Origin of the sequence: Lentilactobacillus diolivorans DSM 14421 (assembly GCF_001434255.1) — a bacterium.
Classification (GTDB): Bacteria; Bacillota; Bacilli; order Lactobacillales; family Lactobacillaceae; genus Lentilactobacillus; species Lentilactobacillus diolivorans.
The window spans coordinates 223,791-242,524 of sequence record NZ_AZEY01000079.1 but is presented as its reverse complement, the minus strand read 5'-3'; the positions used below and the strand labels follow the sequence as shown (position 1 = coordinate 242,524).

General features: G+C 40.3%; 16 protein-coding genes. 5 read left to right on the top strand and 11 right to left on the bottom strand.

The genetic code is table 11. From position 1 onward, the window contains the following. The first annotated feature begins 183 nt into the window (after window positions 1–183). Window positions 184–1,035 (top strand): hypothetical protein, encoded by an 852-nt coding sequence (locus tag FC85_RS09305; protein ID WP_057865255.1) that lies wholly within the window; start codon window positions 184–186, stop codon window positions 1,033–1,035. A gap of 121 nt (window positions 1,036–1,156) precedes the next feature. Here FC85_RS09305 and FC85_RS09300 read toward each other — a convergent pair whose 3' ends face one another. The 8 genes from FC85_RS09300 to xylA form a co-directional block, all read right to left on the bottom strand. After that, the gene (locus tag FC85_RS09300) at window positions 1,157–1,981 is read right to left on the bottom strand and encodes an aldo/keto reductase (RefSeq protein ID WP_057865254.1); all 825 of its coding nucleotides are present in this window, start codon (window positions 1,979–1,981) and stop codon (window positions 1,157–1,159) included. Between the two features lie 210 nt (window positions 1,982–2,191). Then, window positions 2,192–2,656 carry a hypothetical protein gene (locus FC85_RS09295; protein ID WP_057865253.1) on the bottom strand — a complete coding sequence of 155 codons (465 nt, stop codon included), beginning with the start codon at window positions 2,654–2,656 and terminating at the stop codon, window positions 2,192–2,194. A 137-nt stretch (window positions 2,657–2,793) separates the two neighbouring features. Further along, the gene (locus FC85_RS09290; RefSeq protein WP_225427600.1) at window positions 2,794–3,831 is read right to left on the bottom strand and encodes an acyltransferase family protein; all 1,038 of its coding nucleotides are present in this window, start codon (window positions 3,829–3,831) and stop codon (window positions 2,794–2,796) included. After that, window positions 3,818–4,639 carry a COG4705 family protein gene (locus FC85_RS09285; protein WP_225427599.1) on the bottom strand — a complete coding sequence of 274 codons (822 nt, stop codon included), beginning with the start codon at window positions 4,637–4,639 and terminating at the stop codon, window positions 3,818–3,820. Before FC85_RS09285 ends, FC85_RS09290 begins: the two co-directional genes overlap by 14 nt. A 225-nt stretch (window positions 4,640–4,864) precedes the next feature. Then, window positions 4,865–5,323 carry a hypothetical protein gene (locus tag FC85_RS09280; RefSeq protein WP_057865250.1) on the bottom strand — a complete coding sequence of 153 codons (459 nt, stop codon included), beginning with the start codon at window positions 5,321–5,323 and terminating at the stop codon, window positions 4,865–4,867. A 245-nt stretch (window positions 5,324–5,568) separates the two neighbouring features. Then, entirely contained in the window at window positions 5,569–6,786 is a 1,218-nt protein-coding gene (locus FC85_RS09275) for an MFS transporter (protein ID WP_057865249.1), read from the bottom strand. 494 nt (window positions 6,787–7,280) lie between these two features. Next, window positions 7,281–8,807, bottom strand: coding sequence for a xylulokinase (gene xylB / locus FC85_RS09270; RefSeq protein ID WP_057865248.1), 1,527 nt, complete (start codon window positions 8,805–8,807; stop codon window positions 7,281–7,283). A gap of 124 nt (window positions 8,808–8,931) precedes the next feature. Then, window positions 8,932–10,269 (bottom strand): xylose isomerase, encoded by a 1,338-nt coding sequence (gene xylA, locus FC85_RS09265; protein WP_057865247.1) that lies wholly within the window; start codon window positions 10,267–10,269, stop codon window positions 8,932–8,934. 254 nt (window positions 10,270–10,523) lie between these two features. On the opposite strand from xylA, the gene FC85_RS09260 reads away from it, so the two are divergent. The 4 genes from FC85_RS09260 (at window position 10,524) to FC85_RS09245 (ending at window position 15,267) form a co-directional block, all read left to right on the top strand. Continuing rightward, entirely contained in the window at window positions 10,524–10,964 is a 441-nt protein-coding gene (locus FC85_RS09260; protein ID WP_057865246.1) for an Lrp/AsnC family transcriptional regulator, read from the top strand. A 548-nt stretch (window positions 10,965–11,512) separates the two neighbouring features. Next, entirely contained in the window at window positions 11,513–12,910 is a 1,398-nt protein-coding gene (locus FC85_RS09255; protein WP_057865245.1) for an amino acid permease, read from the top strand. 194 nt (window positions 12,911–13,104) lie between these two features. Continuing rightward, window positions 13,105–14,301 (top strand): MFS transporter, encoded by a 1,197-nt coding sequence (locus FC85_RS09250; protein WP_057865244.1) that lies wholly within the window; start codon window positions 13,105–13,107, stop codon window positions 14,299–14,301. Window positions 14,302–14,487: 186 nt separating this feature from the next. Then, entirely contained in the window at window positions 14,488–15,267 is a 780-nt protein-coding gene (locus tag FC85_RS09245) for a sulfite exporter TauE/SafE family protein (RefSeq protein WP_057865243.1), read from the top strand. Window positions 15,268–15,487: 220 nt separating this feature from the next. On the opposite strand, the gene FC85_RS09240 is transcribed toward FC85_RS09245, so the two are convergent. From FC85_RS09240 to FC85_RS09230, 3 genes are all read right to left on the bottom strand, one after another. Beyond that, window positions 15,488–15,829 carry a hypothetical protein gene (locus FC85_RS09240; protein ID WP_057865242.1) on the bottom strand — a complete coding sequence of 114 codons (342 nt, stop codon included), beginning with the start codon at window positions 15,827–15,829 and terminating at the stop codon, window positions 15,488–15,490. Window positions 15,830–16,239: 410 nt separating this feature from the next. Beyond that, complete coding sequence (locus FC85_RS09235) at window positions 16,240–18,162, bottom strand: right-handed parallel beta-helix repeat-containing protein (protein ID WP_057865241.1); 1,923 nt, start codon at window positions 18,160–18,162, stop codon at window positions 16,240–16,242. Window positions 18,163–18,453: 291 nt separating this feature from the next. Further along, a complete protein-coding gene (locus FC85_RS09230) occupies window positions 18,454–18,684 on the bottom strand; it encodes a hypothetical protein (protein ID WP_057865240.1) in 231 nt (76 codons plus the stop codon). Window positions 18,685–18,734: the final 50 nt, after the last annotated feature.

Sequence of the window (18,734 nt, the reverse complement as noted above, 5' to 3'; positions counted from 1 at the left end):
TGCGTTGTTGACAGAATTAGTTGATCACAATTGAGTTGTAGAAATAAAAGAAAAAGCTTGCCTTTTGAATGATTAACTGAATTTTGCCTTGGATTGTTCTAAAATGGTTACAGTACAACTAAACCTTATCGCTGGAACTCACATTCGGTTTAAACTTAGTCATCACTCAAGGGAGCATTAATCTTGAAAAAAATAAGTCTTGCCTTCTTAAAGGGCCTACTAATAATCATTGGCCTTTGCCTACTTCAATCAGGTTCACCAGTCCATGCAAAAGCAGTCCTGCCAAGCAAACTAAATAAAGCAAATTTAGTTACTTACTATACCTATTTTCGTGCTAATAAAAATGTCACCCTAAAAACGGCATACACCCCCAGCTACAAAATTGGAAAATCAATCATCAGAAATATGACGATCAAAAAGGGCACAATTGTTGAAGGTCAGCACAATGGCGGCTCAAAATCAAGGGAGTTGTTGATCGATGAGCGACAGCTAAGTTACCACACCAAAAGAACCGGTATCTTACCGGGCTATACGCTTGATCCCTATCCTGATTCCAAGTACTCAAATCCGCTCAGTGCCAATGTCGAATCATTCACCAGGGTAAAACGACCGACCTATATGCCAGCATATAGTGATGGTAATTTGTACCAGGGCGATGCTGCCTTTCTCGAAAGTAAAAAGCGCCCCAACATCAATCTTCGAATTACGCCGGATGGCTATCTTGAATACTATAAAAGAAATTCAAAAGTTGAATTTAGCCTTCAGTTTCTGCAAAAACCCAACGGTGATGCCAAAATCAATAAAACGCTGATGAAAGGTAACACCCGTTACTTTTACACGTCTAAAAAAGTAAATGGGCTAAAAGCAACAAAAGTTAATTCGAAGGGCTCATACCAGTATCGATATCAGCTGACCAATCTCCATCAACCTCAATTTACCCCTGGGGATCCCGATAACGATATTCCCGGCTCCTACGATAGTTTATATCGTTTGAGTGGCAAAACATATTATACTCAAATTGGTACCGATGATTAGAAGCCCGTTTTTAACTGACTGTCCTTAACAAATTCTACAAAAGAGGCCCGTGATTAAAACAAAATTGCTTGTTTTAATCACGGGCCTCTCTATTACAAAACACATGAAACACTGACTAATCCTATCCCATATCCGTCTCAGTCAGTTGATTTAAAACCTGCATATCATGATCGTTAATTTCAAAATCAAGCTTGGTATTATTCTTGATGTGAGTTTCATGAGTCGCCTTTGGCAATGGCAGAACCCCATTTTGAAGAACAAATTTAATGGCGAGTTGGGCAACACTCACATTATAGCGAGCGGCAATTCGCTTAATGTCTTCATTTTCTAAAATTGCCCCCGTTGCCAATGGCGAATAGGCTTCTACCAACAGGCCATTATCTTGGGCAAACTTAGTGATCTGTGGTTCTGTATAGCCCACAAAATAACGAATTTGATCAACCATTGGCTTCACATCCGCATGGTCAATAATGTTTTGTAAATCATGAACATTAAAGTTGGAAACCCCAATGGCCTTCACTTGGCCGCTGGCATAAATATCCTGCATTGCTTTCCAGACTTCCACGTTTTCCTCATCATGATTACTGCCACGATCACCCCATGGCCACGGGGCATGAATTAAATAAAGATCCAAATACGATAAATCCAAGGCTTTCATTGTTGAACGAAAATCAGCAATGGCCCCATCATAAGTTTTAGTTTCTGCTGGTAATTTTGATGTTACAAACACATTTTCACGATCAACTGACGAATCTAAAATTGCCTCGCCAACACTGTGCTCATTTCGATAAGCCTTAGCAGTATCGATGTGACGATACCCAGCCTTCAATGCCGAACTAACCGCATCATAGGTCTGTTGACCACCGGGAATCTGCCAGGTCCCAAATCCGACTTTTGGGATTGCTAATCCGTTATTCAGCGTATACGTATCAGTTAAAATTGACATCGCAATGCCTCCCTTGTTTTTGTGCGTACTTACATTATAGCCGTCCAGCCCAAGAAAAGGCGAGGATATGGCTTTTATTTACCTTTTCCCTATTAATCAACTAAATTAGGTGTCCACATATGCAAAAATCCCGCTAGTCAACTAAAATGTCAGAATACAATTTCATTGCTTTCTTTCATTATAAGTGACTAGCGGGATCTCTTTGACGATTTAGTCTTTACGCAACGAATACTCAAACCACAGTCGGTCTTGGTAAGGACTCAGCATGTTTTCCAAGTCTAATCGGGCCGAATTAGCTTTATAATCAGCAATCAAGATTAACATGCAAGCTGTTAACATTGACAACTCCACGGCGACTAATCCCCACCCTTGTTTAGCAGTAAAAATCAGCCATTCCTGGACGCCCAAGACAACGACTAAGGTCAGCTTCTTATGTGATAACCAATACCATCGATCAATTTTTCTGGATAACCGGTCAATATCTTTATGATACTGACGAGGAACGTTGCATTTTCCTTTTAACGCGATGCGCAAGCCTGAGGCATTCCGCTGAAGAAGTACCGCAACGGGTGATGACTTCCGTCCCTGGTATCGGATTAGCATCCAGTCAACGAACCAAATGCCAATCATGAAAAACTGCATTAAGCAGTCCGTTATTTGCAGAAATGCTTTCATACGTGAATGCCTCCAATCAATTTTCTCTCTTGACAGTTGATTTTATAACGCTTCGCCAACTATTTCAAGAGGGTTATATAAAGTAAAGGTTTTCATTATGAAATGATAACGCTACCTTTGTCGATTGATAAAGCAATCTAGTAAGTTGGAACAAAAATTAATCTTTGGACCCTCTGCCCGACAAGCACAATAATTACAGGAAAAATCACTCCAACCGCTAATTTGACCAATGGATTATCGATGCCAATTAGCCGACAGCAGTCTAAAAGTATTTTATGACCATACATAATCGCTAAGGTATGCCTGCCAATAAGTGACAGCCCAAATTTAATTGGTAGATGTGACGTCACGTATGCACAAACCATTATTGCCAGCGTCAAGATAACCGGAACTGTTGCTAGTGCGACCCATCGAGGTAATGAACTTTGAATCAAATGCGATTTTAATGATAACCGAAAATTGAACTCACCCTCTAAATGGATAAAAATAATAATCGCCGCAGTCATTACAATTGGAATAGCGGCTTTGGCTCTTTCAATCCATCGTGGATTCACATGAAACAACAGGTATCCTAAATAGGTATAAAAAGCCGTTATCAAAACCGTATCCATACTCCACGGCATCATTGCAAAGCCATTGATATGCATCCAAGTCACCTGCTGATAACTAGCTCCCAATAGTAACCCGCTTACGACAACTGCTAATTGGATGATTCGATTCTTAGTTAATGAAATCAATATCGTAACCACACCAATTGTCAATAAGTAGGCATTTACAAACCAAAAGGTACTTGTATAAAAATTTAATGTCCGCCCACCGATAATTAAGTCTGGTAAATGGGTCATCAAAAACTGAGTCCCCTTATGATGGATGACTGTATACAAACAAATCAGCAGTATCCCTAAACTCACGTATGAAAAAAGATCCTTTTTAATCCGTCGCTCATAAAAACGATGCCAGTCGTCAACATTTGTCAGTGGTTCTAAAAAAATACCGGCAATTATGAAAAACAATGGGATATGCCACCAATATAAGAAATGAGCAACTGAGCTCCCCGGTAAAACATGCCCCAGCACAATCGCAATAATCCCATACGCCTTAGCAATATCGATCCATTCAATTCGAGGCCGGTTTAAAATGGCCACAGTCTTTTCAAGGTGTTTATTTATGAGCAATTTGTAAATCCCCTTGATTTCTTTTGCTAAGAGTAATTACCGCAATAGTAAACAACCCCAAACCAATAACTGTCATCCACTGATTCCCTAAGATTCCCTTATCAAAATTATAACCAAAGTAATCGGCAAAGCTTGCACCAACTGGGCGAGTCAAAATATAAGCAAACCAGAAAGTTGCAATTTCGATAAAACTATTTTCTTTAGGACGGAAATAAGCCCGATAAGCAAGAATCGCAAGGAAAACGGCTCCCAGTATGAGCCCGGTATTTAGAAATCCCCACCCTAGGCCAGTAGGATCAACATTATAACCACCTGTTCGAGCGGTCGCAAACCAATCTCCTGCAGCTGTTCCAAGCATAAAAGTCGCAGCAACTGTTAACCAATAAAAGGCTTCTTTTATCCTAGAAGTAATATGATGAATAGATAGGTCTTTTGTTGTCACATACCAAGCTATAAAGAAACCTAGCATTAAAACGAATAAAATCAACGTTGTTTCGGCGTAGTGTAACCCGGTTAATGATTTTAAAGTATCAGCCGAAAAAGTACCAAATACTGCTAATAATCCAACTGAATTCCAATAGAAAATTGGTTGATACTTATCAGCCCGCATTTGGAGATACAAAAATATTAAGAAAAGTGACAGAGACCACCCAACAGTAAAAAGTTCGCCTAGGCTTTGATTTTGCTGGCCAAATATCTGACTCGAAAAATCAGAAGCTGACTCACCTAACATCGTTGAGATTAACTTTGAAACCCAAAAAAGCGCTGTAATTTCAGGGACTTTATTTTCTAAAACTCGATGTTTCACTCCGATCGCCTCATTTCATTTTCAGTGATTAGAGATTATCATCTGATTCAAACGACTACACTCTGATCCACGTGAGAAAAAAATGTGAGATTCTCAGAAAAATTGATTAGTGACAAAAGCTTCAACAAAAAATCCAGTTAGAAATTTGACAGTAATCAATTTCCAGCTGGATAAATTCTTAATTTGATTAATCTTAATAGTCATCAAAAACCTGACAAACATAGCTTAAGCCTTTGTATACTCAAACCACAAACGATCTTCATACTTTTTTAACTCAACTTCAATCTCAACTCTGGCCTTATCTGTTCGCCAGCTGGCAATCATGATCAGCGTTACCACAACCAACAAGGCCGCCTCAACAATAATTAAGCCGGCATTCTGTTTCGCAAAGACAACTAAACACTCTTGCAATAACAGCATCCAAACTAAAGTGGCTTTCTTTTGCGACAACCAGTACCAGCGCTGAATCGCCTTTAATCGCTTAAGAACCATCTGCCGAGTCTCTTCTGTAATTGAGAGATCCGGACTTAAAGCTTTCTTTAAACCCGAACCATCCTTCTGCAAAATCTTGGCCAAGTAGGCCGATTCAGAACCAAACCGCTTTGTATAGCCCCGATCTGTACACCAAACGGCAGCTCCGAAAATAAGTAACATGATATCAAATACCCTGAACAATAACAGCATCTTTGTCGCCCCCTCTAATCCACACTTCCTTTTCTAGCGGTTAACATTTTTATTCTCTGATTTGAACAAATTCTATTATATTTCCTTGCCTAATACAAATAATTTGCCGAGAAATTTATATCAGGCATTAGCGACGTCCCTGGTAAATTACGGGAAAAACTTACAAACGATAACTATAAAAAAGACTCGGACCAATTTCGTCCAAGTCCACCAACATCATTCAGTTAATAGTGATCCAAACAGCACTAGCTTCCCTTTAGCTTAACGCCATCTTTTCGATAAGCAATCACAACCACTATTAAATTGATAAGCACCAAAATAGTGGTCATTAAGAAAACATACCGATAATCCAGTGCCCCCGCAACTACGGAAGCCAACATCGGCCCAATAACGGCGCCGATTGCCTGAAATGACTGGTTATAACTAAAAATCCGACTAACCGACCGAGCGGGTGCCTCCAAAGTCATTACAGTTTGCGTAATTGGTAGTAAAGCTGCATTAGCAATCCCAATCAAAAATCTTAGAACTCCCAAAATACCAACCGTTGTCACAAAAAACATCGGAAAATAAACGACTCCGGAAACAATTAGGCCCGCAAGTAAAATCTTCTCAGGACCAATATGATCCCCTAATCGCCCTAATCGTGGTGCCGTGAGTAACGTTGCAATTCCAGGAAGTGCGGCAATGACACCACTGACAAATGCAATGTTACCGTGATTATGCATTAATTCCTTTACGAATAAACTGATAATCGGGTTGATCGAAGTCGTAGCAGCCATAATCAGCATTGATGAAATAATCATGGCAACAACGACATGCTTATGAGCAATTCCAGAAAAAGCATCTTTAATACCTGTTTTGGCGGCTCTTTTGATGGGTTTAAAGTCTTCCTTAACAAAAAGCCAAGTCGATAATGAAGCTAGAAACATCATGAATCCAAAAATATAAAACGGTAACCGGAACCCAAAAATTCCAGATAGATAACCACCAATAATTGGCCCAATGAGTTGACCACCCACATTTCCAGTTGTTAATGTTCCCATTGTTCGGCCACTTTGACCTGCTGGAACCTCACTGGCAATCAAAGCATAAGCATTATTGATATAACCAGAAAACATTCCCTGGATAAAACGAATTGAAATCAGCATCCAAACATTGGTGGACAAGCCCGTCAATGTCGCACTAACGGTCATCCCAATGGCCGCACGCAACAGCATTGGTTTTCGGCCAGTTCGATCGGCCAAATTTCCCCATAATGGTGAGACAACTGCCTGACTAAGAAAAACGCTGGCAAACGCCAGACCTGAATAAAGGGTTAATTGCCATTTTGGAAAATTCCCCATTTCAGAAATAAATAATGGTAAAAAGGGCAATGACATACTTGCGCCGGCGCCAGTGGCAAAATTGCCAAACCACAACGCCCACATGTTCTTCTGCCATTGTGGTGTCTTTGATTTTGTCATGATAACATCCTTACTAATTTTTAAAGAGTCGAATCGATACAAAAATTATTATAGGCGTTATGTCAAGTGACGTCAAAAAAGGCCGAAAGGAGCTGTTTTCAAGCTATTTTATTTAGTAAATATCACAAAAATCATTATCAACAATTTTCTAACAATTAAGAATGGTTATAAACTAGCTTTTTTCTAAAGTCAAAATGGACGTATTTTTTTCTGATTCGTACCGTACACTTTCAAGGCTGTAACCCCCATCTATGATTGGTGTTACGATTTGCTTGTCAATATCTGTGAATCACCACTGCTATCTAGATTAAACGTGTAAAAGAGCGATGGCCCCCGGCCATATAAGCAAACACACCTTGCAGGTTTATATCTGCGAATCATCACTGATACCTAGATTAAACGTGCAAAAGAGCGACAGCCCCCGGCCATATAAGCAAACAATCCCAGCATTCCAAAACATGGAATGCTGGGATTGTTTGCTTATATTCTGGGAGCTAACCGTCGCTTTTTGCACTCTGCTCCTCGCGCCGATACCCCACCAAATCATGGGTAATTTCCTTTGTACTTGGATAAATCTTCTGATAAATATCATGCAGCTTTTGATACTTCGACACATTTTCCGGTTCCGGTAAAAAGACATCCTTAAATTGAACGAACACTTTTGTACATTCTGAAATATCTTTATACCATCCCATCCCAACAGCCGCTAACATTGCTGCTCCTAATCCTGGACCTTGTTCATTCTTTAATGAAACGACCTTAACATTAAAAATGTTGGCTTGAATTTGTTGCCACAGCGGACTTTTTGCACCGCCGCCAATTGAGACCACCGTATCAAATTGACTGCCCTTTTCTTCGTATTTATCCATGATATCGCGGAAAGAGAAAATGATACCTTCCAAAACCGCCCGAACAAAGTCATGGCGCTTATGAATACCATCAATTCCAATGAAGCTTCCCCGGATATCGGCATCCGCATACGGTGCCCGTTCACCAACGATATATGGGGCAAACAATAAGCCATTGGCACCCACTGTCGATTCAGCCGCGCTTTCGACCACTTCCGTAAAATCTTCATCAGCCGCAAATGTTCGTTTAAACCAGCTCAATGAAAAGCCGGCTGCTAATGTGACCCCCATTGAGTAAAAAGCATCTGGGATCGCGTGATCTTCATATTGGAGGACACCTTCATAGTTGGTTTCCTTCTGTGGCTCATACTTCAAAATAACGCCCGAAGTCCCAATACTTGAAAGCACCTTGGTTGGACTATCAATTCCGGCTCCCACAGCACCGCAGGCATTATCAGCCCCGCCACCAAAAGTAACCGTGTCAGTTGATAAGCCAGAATATTCAGAATACCACTTCGTAATATGACCCGTGTTATCAATAGAGCGAACCAACGGTGGACAAATTGTTTCCGGAATATCAAAGGCATCCAAGATTTCCTTGCTCCACTGTTGTTTCTCAACATCCAACATGACCGTTCCGGTCGCATCAGAATAATCCATCACCAATTTACCAGTCATTCTAAAACGTAAATAATCTTTAGGTAACAGCATGGTCGTTGCTTTAGCAAAAATATCCGGCTGATTCTCTTTAACCCAAAGTAATTTAGGTAATGTAAATCCTTCAAGTGGTTTATTATGGGTAATCTCAATAAATCGATGGCCCATTTTAGCCATAATTTCTTCCCGCTGCTTCGTCGAACGGGTATCATTCCAAAGCATTGCCGGTCGTAAAATATTATTATCCTTATCAAGCAAAACCAATCCATGCATTTGACCGGAATAGCTGACTCCCTTAATTTGTTCCGGCTTTAATTTATCCTTCAAAATCAATCGAACAATTGCGACCGTGGTTGCATTCACCCAATCGTTGGGATCCTGCTCAGCGTAACCGGGTTGGGGTTGGCGGAGTGGAAAGTCCATCCCCTCTTGGGCGATAATTTCACCAGATCGCGTCACTGCGGAAACTTTTACAGAACTGGTCCCCAGGTCAACGCCTAATACACATTCAGTCATCGAGGTACCTCCCTTTCGTCACAAGTTTAACTTAATAAACATTGTAATTAGCAAACGAGGCCAAGACAAGATGTTCATTTGCCCTGACCTCGTTTAATCATCTATCATCCGTTTACTTCATTCTTTATTTCAAAGTCTGAATAATATAATGGTTGATTGTGTCCTTGATTTCCTCAAGATGATCTGAATGAGTTGCATCACGCAATTCCTTCTGAGTCTTATCCAATGAGTAATCTTCAAGTTCTTTCATGGTTGCTTTACCAGCTTCGATTTCAGCACCAATACCTGAATCGTATGAGCTGTAACGGTCCTTAACAAGGTTGTCAAGCACACCGTCTTGCTTCATGGCAACGGCAACTCGCAAACCAGCGGCGAAACTGTCCATACCAACAATATGGCCGTAGAATAAGTCATCTGGTTCAAATGAAGAACGACGTGGTTTCGCATCAAAGTTCAAACCACCGCGAGGACCGATACTTCCGTTTTCAACAACTTCAGTCATAGCAGCAGTTGTTTCGTAAAGGTTTGATGGATATTCATCAATATCCCAACCGATTAACTTATCACCTTGGTTGGCATCAAGTGAACCAAGTAAACCAGCTTCACGAGCAACCCGGATTTCATGTTGGTAAGTATGACCAGCTAAGTTAGCATGGTTACCTTCCAAGTTAAGCTTGAAGTCTTTGTCCAAACCATATTCCTTCATAAAGGCAATGGTTGTTGCAGCATCGAAATCGTATTGATGAGTGGTTGGTTCCTTTGGCTTTGGTTCAAGAAGCATTTGAGCATCAAAGCCAATTTCATTAGCGTAATCTTTAGCCATATGGAATAACTTGGCAGCATGTTCTTGTTCACGCTTCATGTCAGTATTCCAGAGTGATTCGTAACCTTCACGGCCGCCCCAGAAGACATAGTTTTCAGAACCAACCCGCTTACCAATTTCCAAACTATGCTTTAATTGAGCTGCTGAGTAAGCAAAAATATCAGCATATGGAGATGTGCCGGCACCGGCAACAAAACGAGGATTAGTGAATAAGTTCGACGTATTCCAGAGAACCTTCATGCCAGAAGTCTTTTGATTTTCAACAATCTTATCAACGACTTTGTCTAAGTTCTTGTTGGTTTCACGTAATGTGTCACCTTCAGGAGCAAGGTCACGATCGTGGAAGCAAAGGAAGTCAACACCTAATTTGTCATAAAATTCAAATGCGGCATCAACCTTGGCTAAGGCTTGATCCATTGGGTCAGTGTATTTATCATAAGGCCGAATAGCAGTCCCATCACCAAATGGGTCAACTAGTCGTTGATCAAATGTGTGCCAGTATGCAACAGCAAATCGCAACCAATCACGCATTTTCTTGCCACCGATCATTTCATCGGCATTGTAGTATTGAAATCCTAAACCAGACTTTTTGTTCCCTGTACCAACGTACTTGATTTTATCTACGTCCCAGTAACTCATAAAAAGAGCCTCCAATTTTGTTTTTAGATTAGTTCGTTCACACAACCAACTTACAAGACCTATTATAAAAAGAGATCATCAAAAATGCAAGCCCTTTCAGTGATTTATTTAAATAAAGTTGTCAAAAAAGGCTGAGCCAACTCGATAATGGTTATGTTGCTGATTTAATGCGTCATTCGTCCGGTTTTAAAAAATTGTTGAGATCATAGTATAATGAAGATTAACGATTCATAATTAGAAAGAAGCGATACCTAATGGATAAACTTGATCGAAAAATCCTTAACATTATTCAACAGGACGGCCGAATTTCCATTAAAAAGATTGCTGAAAAATGTTTTATTTCAGCGCCATCGGCTTCAGTCCGCCTACAGAATTTAGAAAATCATGGCTTTATTAATAGTTACACCGCGAATGTTAATTACGAAAAATTAGGTTATCTAATCAAAGCGTTTGTCCGACTTGACGTAAGCTACAAGGAAATGCCTAAATTTGTAAAATTTATTGCAAAAGTACCTAACGTAGTGGAATGCAACTATATTACGGGAGATGCGGCGGTACAGCTCAAGGTCTTTTATAAAACGATGACTGAGCTAAACGAATTTAACGCGTCACTAAAGGACTTTGGCAATACCCATACCAACGTGGCCTTCACGACAAATATAGGCCCAAGACCGTTGAGGCTGCCGGAAAAGTAATAGAGTGTGAAAAACCGCGGTTAGCTTCCAGAATATAACCCCTTCCAGCCAATATTCCTGGTTTGGGGATATTGGCTGGAAGGGGTTATATGGCCGGAAGCTGCTTTTCTCTCGCACGTTTCAGCTAAATAACAACATCCCTGAACCCGGAACATTGGGTTAAGCACCTTATATAACCGGAGACTACTTTCCTCTCGCACATTTCAATTTTAAAAAAATACTTACTGGTCTCCAACAAACATGACACCCATAAATTTACCAATGCCAACCTGCTAAAGCCACCAAATAATAGTCACTTCATCTGCCTTTTAGCACCAAACTCGTGCCAAATTTATAAAAACACCTTTTTGAAACAACTATTTTGTTTTCATAGGCTGATCACAACTTTTGCCTTATTTTCATTAAAAATAGTTCTAAAATGCAAAATCATGTAAAAATATCTGCTCCAAATACCTGATTTTCAACACCGTCATGTTAGGATAATGTCAATTAATTAGAGGGCCTCTAATTTTTCCATAAATCATTAATACTAACAAGGAGGAGTTTGGATGCAAAAGACAAAAGTAACTGAAAACGCAGATGGGACGATGCGCTCTCTAAGCAACCGAAATGTTCAAATGATTGCGATTGGTGGAACCATCGGAACGGGGCTGTTTCTGGGATCGGGAACAACAATTAGTAAAACCGGTCCTTCCATTCTATTGGTTTATTTAGTATTAGGAATCTTTTTCTTCTTGATGATGCGGGCAATTGGCGAAATGCTATATTCGGACCCATCGCAACATACCTTTGTTTCATTTATCACGCGCTATTTAGGCCCCACGGTTGGTCATTTTACGGGTTGGACCTATTGGCTGGGATTAACCTTCTGTGGCATGGCGGAACTCTCGGCAATTTCAACTTATGTTCAGTTCTGGCTGCCAAATGTGCCGGCTTGGCTGATTCAAGTCGTCTTTTTAGGAATTTTGGCGTCGATTAACTTGATTGCTGCTAAGATGTTTGGTGAAGCTGAATTTTGGTTCGCGTTAATCAAAATTGTCGCAATCGTGGCATTAATTGTAACTGGTATTTTTATGATGACCAGCCACTCAGTAACCCCACTTGGTCACGCTTCCGTTCAAAATCTGTTCCACAACTTCAGCATGTTCCCACACGGTGGGTTGAGTTTTATTTCTGCATTTCCAATGGCTTTCTTCGCCTTTCAGGGAATCGAATTTGTCAGCATTACCATTGGTGAGGCCAAGACACCCCATCGAATCATTAAGAAAGCCGTTAACGAAACCTTACTTAAGATTTTGGTCTTCTATTTCGGTGCCATGATCGTCATTATGGGCATCATTCCTTGGACTCATTTAACACCAACAAGCAGCCCATTTGTTCAAGTATTCAAGCTTGCCGGATTACCGGCTGCCGCTGCATTCATCAACTTTGTTGTGTTAACTTCTGCTTCATCGTCACTGAACAGTTTTATCTTTTCGGCGGGTCGTCATTTCTATCAATTAGCGGATGAATTACCCGAAGACGCTTGGATGCACCAACATTTCGCCAAGATTTCCAAGAGTGGGGTTCCAGCTGCTGCCATTAAGATCTCAGCGCTGCTGCTCCTCATTACGCCACTCATGAGTTTGACCAACGCAACTGGTGCCGTCTTTACAATTGTTGCCGGCTCATCAAATGATATGTACATCATCGTTTATGCACTTGTCATGATTGCTCACCGTAAGTATCGGGAATCCAGCGATTTTCTACCAGACGGATTTAAAATGCCTTGGTATCATTTCACCAGTCCGTTGACAATTGCTTTCTTTGCGATTATCTTCGTCACTCTCTTCTTTATTCCCCAAGATATTATTGGTGCGGTTGGCGCTATTGCTTGGACCGTTATCTTTGGAGGTCTAACTTATCTGCATCAACGCAGTATGGTTTCAGAACGGTATCCATCATAATAAAGAATGGTTCACTTGATTTTCCAATATATATAATGAAATAAAAAGCTCACGAATCAGCCTGCTGGCAGCAGCTGTAATCCGTGAGCTTTTTTCAGCTATCTCAAATTTATCTTTCTATTCTTAATGCTTTTGTGATAATCTGTAAAAGGTCCGCTTTAGACCAACGATTAAATAACGAGGGGGAAAATCACGTGAGCAAGTTCAAATTACAATCGCTCATTTTTATTCTTGTTGCCTTTATGCTGGGCTGCAATGAATTTATTGTTGTCGGGATCCTGTCAGATTTATCTAAACAATTTCAGGTTCCAATCTCGATAATGGGCTACCTGGTTACCATTTTTGCGACAGTCTACGCGGTAAGTACCCCATTTGTAACGGTTCTTACCAGCCGTTACAACCGTTACAAAACATTATTATCATTAATGTTGGTCTTTTTAATCGGTAACACCCTCAGTGGGTTAGCGACCAACTACATTTTTATGGTCATTTCTCGAATTATCACAGCCACAACCGCCGGCTCCATCATTTCACTTGTCATGACATTTGCCAGCACAATTGCGCCAAGGGATAAACGTGCCAGCCTGGTCTCTTGGATCTTTGCCGGTTTCAGTATTGCATCTGTGTTTGGGGTGCCCATTGGCGTTGCGATTAGTACCAGTTATAACTGGCGCTATACGTTCTTTGACATCTCAGTCATCAGCATCGTGACATTTATTCTATTAGTATTTCTACTCCCTAAAAAGGTGAAACAAACTCAGAGTTCAATTAAAAATCAACTTACTTTATTGCTTGACCCACGAATTTATTATGGCATTGTCCTTGTCTTGTTCACGGCCGCAACCATGTATGCTTACTACACTTATATCCGACCACTGCTAACCACGACAATGGGCTTTAGCACCACTAGTCTGAATTGGCTGCTGTTTATCATTGGTATCATGAGTATTTTAAGTAACCGATTATCGGGTGCGATCGCCGAACGTCCTAACGGTTTAAATGCGATGCCAAAATTCTATGTTGCCGATATTATCTTGTTATTGATGATGCCTTTGGGATTAACCAACAAAATTTCCGGTATGGCGATTCTACTGATTCTAACGCTAATTGTCACGGTCCTAAACTCGCCGATCCAGCTTCATTTTCTTAACATTGCCGAATCTGATTACCCACAGTCACTGGTCTTGGCTTCATCCCTAAGCTCCATCTTCTTTAATTTTGGGATTTCACTCGGCTCGGCAACCGCCTCCGTAATGGTCGGAATTGTGGGCCTTGATAAGATTAGTATCGGTTCAGCTGTTTACGCAATGATTTCATTAGCATTCCTGTATCTCCTCAATAAAGCGATCAAACGTCATCAAACTGAACCAGCAACCCATATTTCGGCATAAAATAATTTATCACCAAATTACCAACATTTAAAATAGCAATTTCGACTTCCATGAGCAGCTGGGCCTAATTCCCTTTAGTGGGAATATTCGGTTCAGCTGCTTGTATTTTGCTCATAAGCCGCTTTTTGAACAACTCCAGTTGTAGTATATTAGAAGTATCTTAATTTTTGAAAGGGTGGCAAATATATGGTTTTGATATTTATTTTTCTAATGATTGCCGGATTTGCCGCTGGCTTATTGGCTTCGATCGCCGGCTTAGCATCTCTGGTCTCCTACCCAGCCCTTTTAGCAATTGGTGTCCCGCCAGTTATCGCAAATGTGACCAACACGACGGCACTAATCTTTTCCGGAATTGGTGCAACTGCTTCTTCATTAAAGGAACTTCGAGGGCACTGGAAAAAATTACTGGTTTTTGTGGCCCTCTCACTTGTAGGAAGTGTCGGCGGTAGCATTTTATTGCTGGTCGCCCCGGCCTCTTCATTTGAAAAGGTTGTGCCATTCTTTATCTTAGCTGCCGGAATTCTCCTATTCTTATCCGGTCGAAAAAAGGATGTCCATACGACAAAGCTTAAGTCAGCCCACGCAACCCCTCAACACAGATGGTGGGTCTCGTTAATCAGTTTAACCGGGATTGTGTTGGTGGGCGCCTACACCGGCTACTTTGGTGCTGCGGGTGGCGTCATCTTCCTAGCGATTCTTTCAGTCATTACCGATGATAAATTTACGGTTGTTAACGCAATGAAGAACGTGATTGCCTTTGCTGGGAATTTGATTGCGACAATTATCTTTATCTTTAAATCCCACATTGACTGGCTATACGTGGTACCACTCGGATTTGGCTTGCTGTTGGGTGGTTATACTGGCCCAATTATTGTTCGTCACGTTAATATCCATTTATTGCGCGCCTTGATTTCTTTGGCAGCGTTTGGACTGGCGGGTTATTTATTTGTCACAGCTTACTTTTAATTGAATTTTTTGCTACATAATTAAAGGGGACTGTTTCTGAATCAGCATTAATCAATGTTGACGGAAACAGTCCCCCTTTATGAGTAATTGGAACTGGTAAAATAAGTTTCACTTCAATGACTATTTTTTCTTAAGAACATAACCTAAAATGCCATTTTCGGTTATTTGAACGAATTATTAGCGTATGTAATTCTCTAAACCAAAGATTACGCCTACCACTTTACTCTTGTTCAATCCATCTAATCGACACTGGAAGTGAACTAACGTGTGGTAATTCGTTAAAATCACGAAGATCAACAAAAATAACCGCCGAGGATGTTTGTTCCTGTGATTCGTTCACAACAATTTTTGTCAGGTTCTCCTGCCCCGCAATTTCTACGAGGCCGATATAATTGCCTCCGCACGGAATTGCTTCCATACTATCGGTCGGAATCACAATGGACAGTCCCTGAATCTGTGCTCGAATTAACCGTCCCTTTGTCTGATACTTGTAACCTAATAGTTCATTTGCTTCCGTAATTTTACCAACACCAACTAATTCCCTTACCTGATCAATAATCATATTATGATTCCTCTTTTCATTAATTTAATTTTAATGGCGTGACAGAAATTCAAAATCCTTGAATCTTTGTGCCAATAAATCGCTTAATTACCCCTCAATTCATCAAAACGAGATTCTTTTTAATTTCAATTGTATGGTTGATTGAATCACCCTCTTCAATAAAGCGCTTTCATTAGATCATAAAAGAAACGGGAAACCAGACTAAAAATAGTCGATTCCCCGTTCCCCTATTATTAATGAATTCATCTTCAGTTAGATACATGAATCTGCCTGCCATCACACTCCCGCAGTGTGATGGCATTGGCGTTTAATAATTAAACTTAAAAGTATTCTAGCAGTAACCATCCTTTTTTGCAAGGGAAAAATTATCTTAGTATGGGGTTTATCTAACTATCAAATTCATTTGACAACTACCAAATCTTGATTTGATTTTGACCGCCCTTTAATGACTGAATCGGTCCAGCAGCAATATCGTCATTACTGTTCTGATTCAGCAAATCAGTATTCACCGTTAATTTAGAACCATCCGGCTGTTCAAAATCAGCATCCACAATTCGCACGTGGGGCAAAGTAGCCGTTGTTTTAATCGGATTTTTAAAGTCGTCAAACGTTTCTGGTAGTGTCATTCTTAAATAAAGCGATTCTCCTCGTTCTTCAACGGCAAACTTTGTATCAAATGACGCTTCTGATAAATAATTTTTTTCATCCGCAAAGTTCTTGGCACCGTTAAAGTACGCATTGTTATCAATATAGACTGGCGTTTTCTTAGCCTCGTATCCTTCAAGATCAGTTGGTGCCTGCGTTTGAACATCATCAATATAAGCTTGTAACGATTGCGGATGCCCATCATACATATCAGTTCCACAATTTTTAACTGTTTTTCGGCTAATGAAAATATTATTAAAGTAACGATCATCACCACCATAGACCGCCGTCATCCCTTTAACGGTTGTACTATGTGGCAAGTGATAAGGTGTCGAGCGGTTTCGCACATCATCAACCAACATGTCGCCAGCAATAATATTATTAACATATGCACCACCATCGGAAAGATGTCTTAATGCATATTTAGAAGCAAAAATATTATTTTCAATCAAGAATGGACCGTGTGAGACTTCGACAAAGAAATCCATCCCATTTTGATAGTAAATATTCTGATGAACCCGTGTTCCTTGAGCTTGCCAATCAAGCCAGGTTCCTAATGAACAGCGATAAATTCGATTGTGTCGAATTTGGGTATCAATGGCAGCATGTAATTTAATCCCAGCAATTTCCCAGCCTTCAAATTCATGGCGGGTCGCGATATCATGAATCTCATTGTCATAGATCTGACTAAATGCACAGCCCATGTGACCGACAATTCCCGTTTGCCCACAATTGTAAATATGGTTGCGACGAATAATGTGACTGCCGATACGATCTTTATCCCAGCCGTTATGTTCACCGGCAAAAACCGTTTCAATTTGATACGTATATCCCGGTTTATCATAGCGGCGATAATAATAACTGTCACCGGTTGAAAGTTCTTTGCCCAGACTGATGCCACTACATTTTGAATCATGAATCAAATTATCTTCAATAATCCATCCCTTACTCCAATGTGGTCCGATTAGTCCCTGTTGGTTACCAGTAGGCGGTGCCCATTGCGTTGCCGTTTGAGCCATCTCAAAATTCCGAACAGTAATATAATCAATCCCGGTTCGTTCAGGAAAGAAACAACACGGTCGGACATTAATTTCAATCAATGCGTTATTAGGATCAATTCCCTGAAAATTAGCAGAGATAATTGTTTGCTGCGCTTGAGGTTCTGCGTACCAAACCAACTTCGTATCCTCTGAATAGAAATCCGGTAGCTGTTCGTGCGTGAAAAAGTTTTCAACCGTCTTTCGTTGCTCGGGATTCTTTAATGCCTCTAATGACTGTGATTCAAACATAGCCTTGCCATCAACATATACGGATCCCAAATGACTAGTATGATCAATTGAAGTTAACCAATCACCCCACACGGCTGTTGCGAATGGATTAAAATCCCCAAAAATATGATTGTCAATGGTTGCTTTCCAAATATTACCGTCAACTTGCTGCCAATGTTTGACAACTTCTGAGCCTTTAATAATCACCCGTTCATCCGGTGCCGCCTGATAGACGAGCCGTCGACGATCACTAAGTCCCGGATTAAGCGGTTTAACCCACTCGCGGTAAGTGCCTTCATGAACCGTCACCGTATCACCGGCAATAGCGGTATCTGCTGCTTTTTGAATTGTTAAAAACGGACGATTTTTACTACCATCATTCTGATCGTTACCTGTTTTAGAAACATGATATTCTGTCATGATAATTATTCCTTCCAAATTTAATTTCAGTAATTCTGTTTTTCATAAGCGTGTTAAGCGTTTACAAAAGTTTGAGTAAATAATGATATCAACCAACTTACAATAACCATTTTATTAAAAGTCTCATCATAAATATAGATGATTTACTGTCTACTAATGGACAATATTTGTTTCAAACGTTCATTATCGAATATAAAAAAAAAGGAAGGTTGATTATTACCGAGTAGAAAAAAGTGGGACGAAAGGCAACTTTCCGCAGCTTTTCGTCCCACACCCTTCCTTTTTCTTATGTTAATATTTTAAGTGGTCTTCTTTCCGAACCCAACTAATCGAAACAGGCAAAGAACTCACATGAGGTAATTCTTCGAAATGTTTAAGATCAACAAAGATAATTCTTGGCACACTTTGGTCAGCTGAATCATTAACAACAATCTTTGTCAGCTTTTCTTGCCCTGCAATTTTCACTATTCCTTTATAATTACCGCCAGTAGGAACTTGCTGCAAATCATCAGAAGGAATCACGATCGATAGGCCTTGTCTTTGAGCACAAATTAATCGCCCTTGGTTTGATA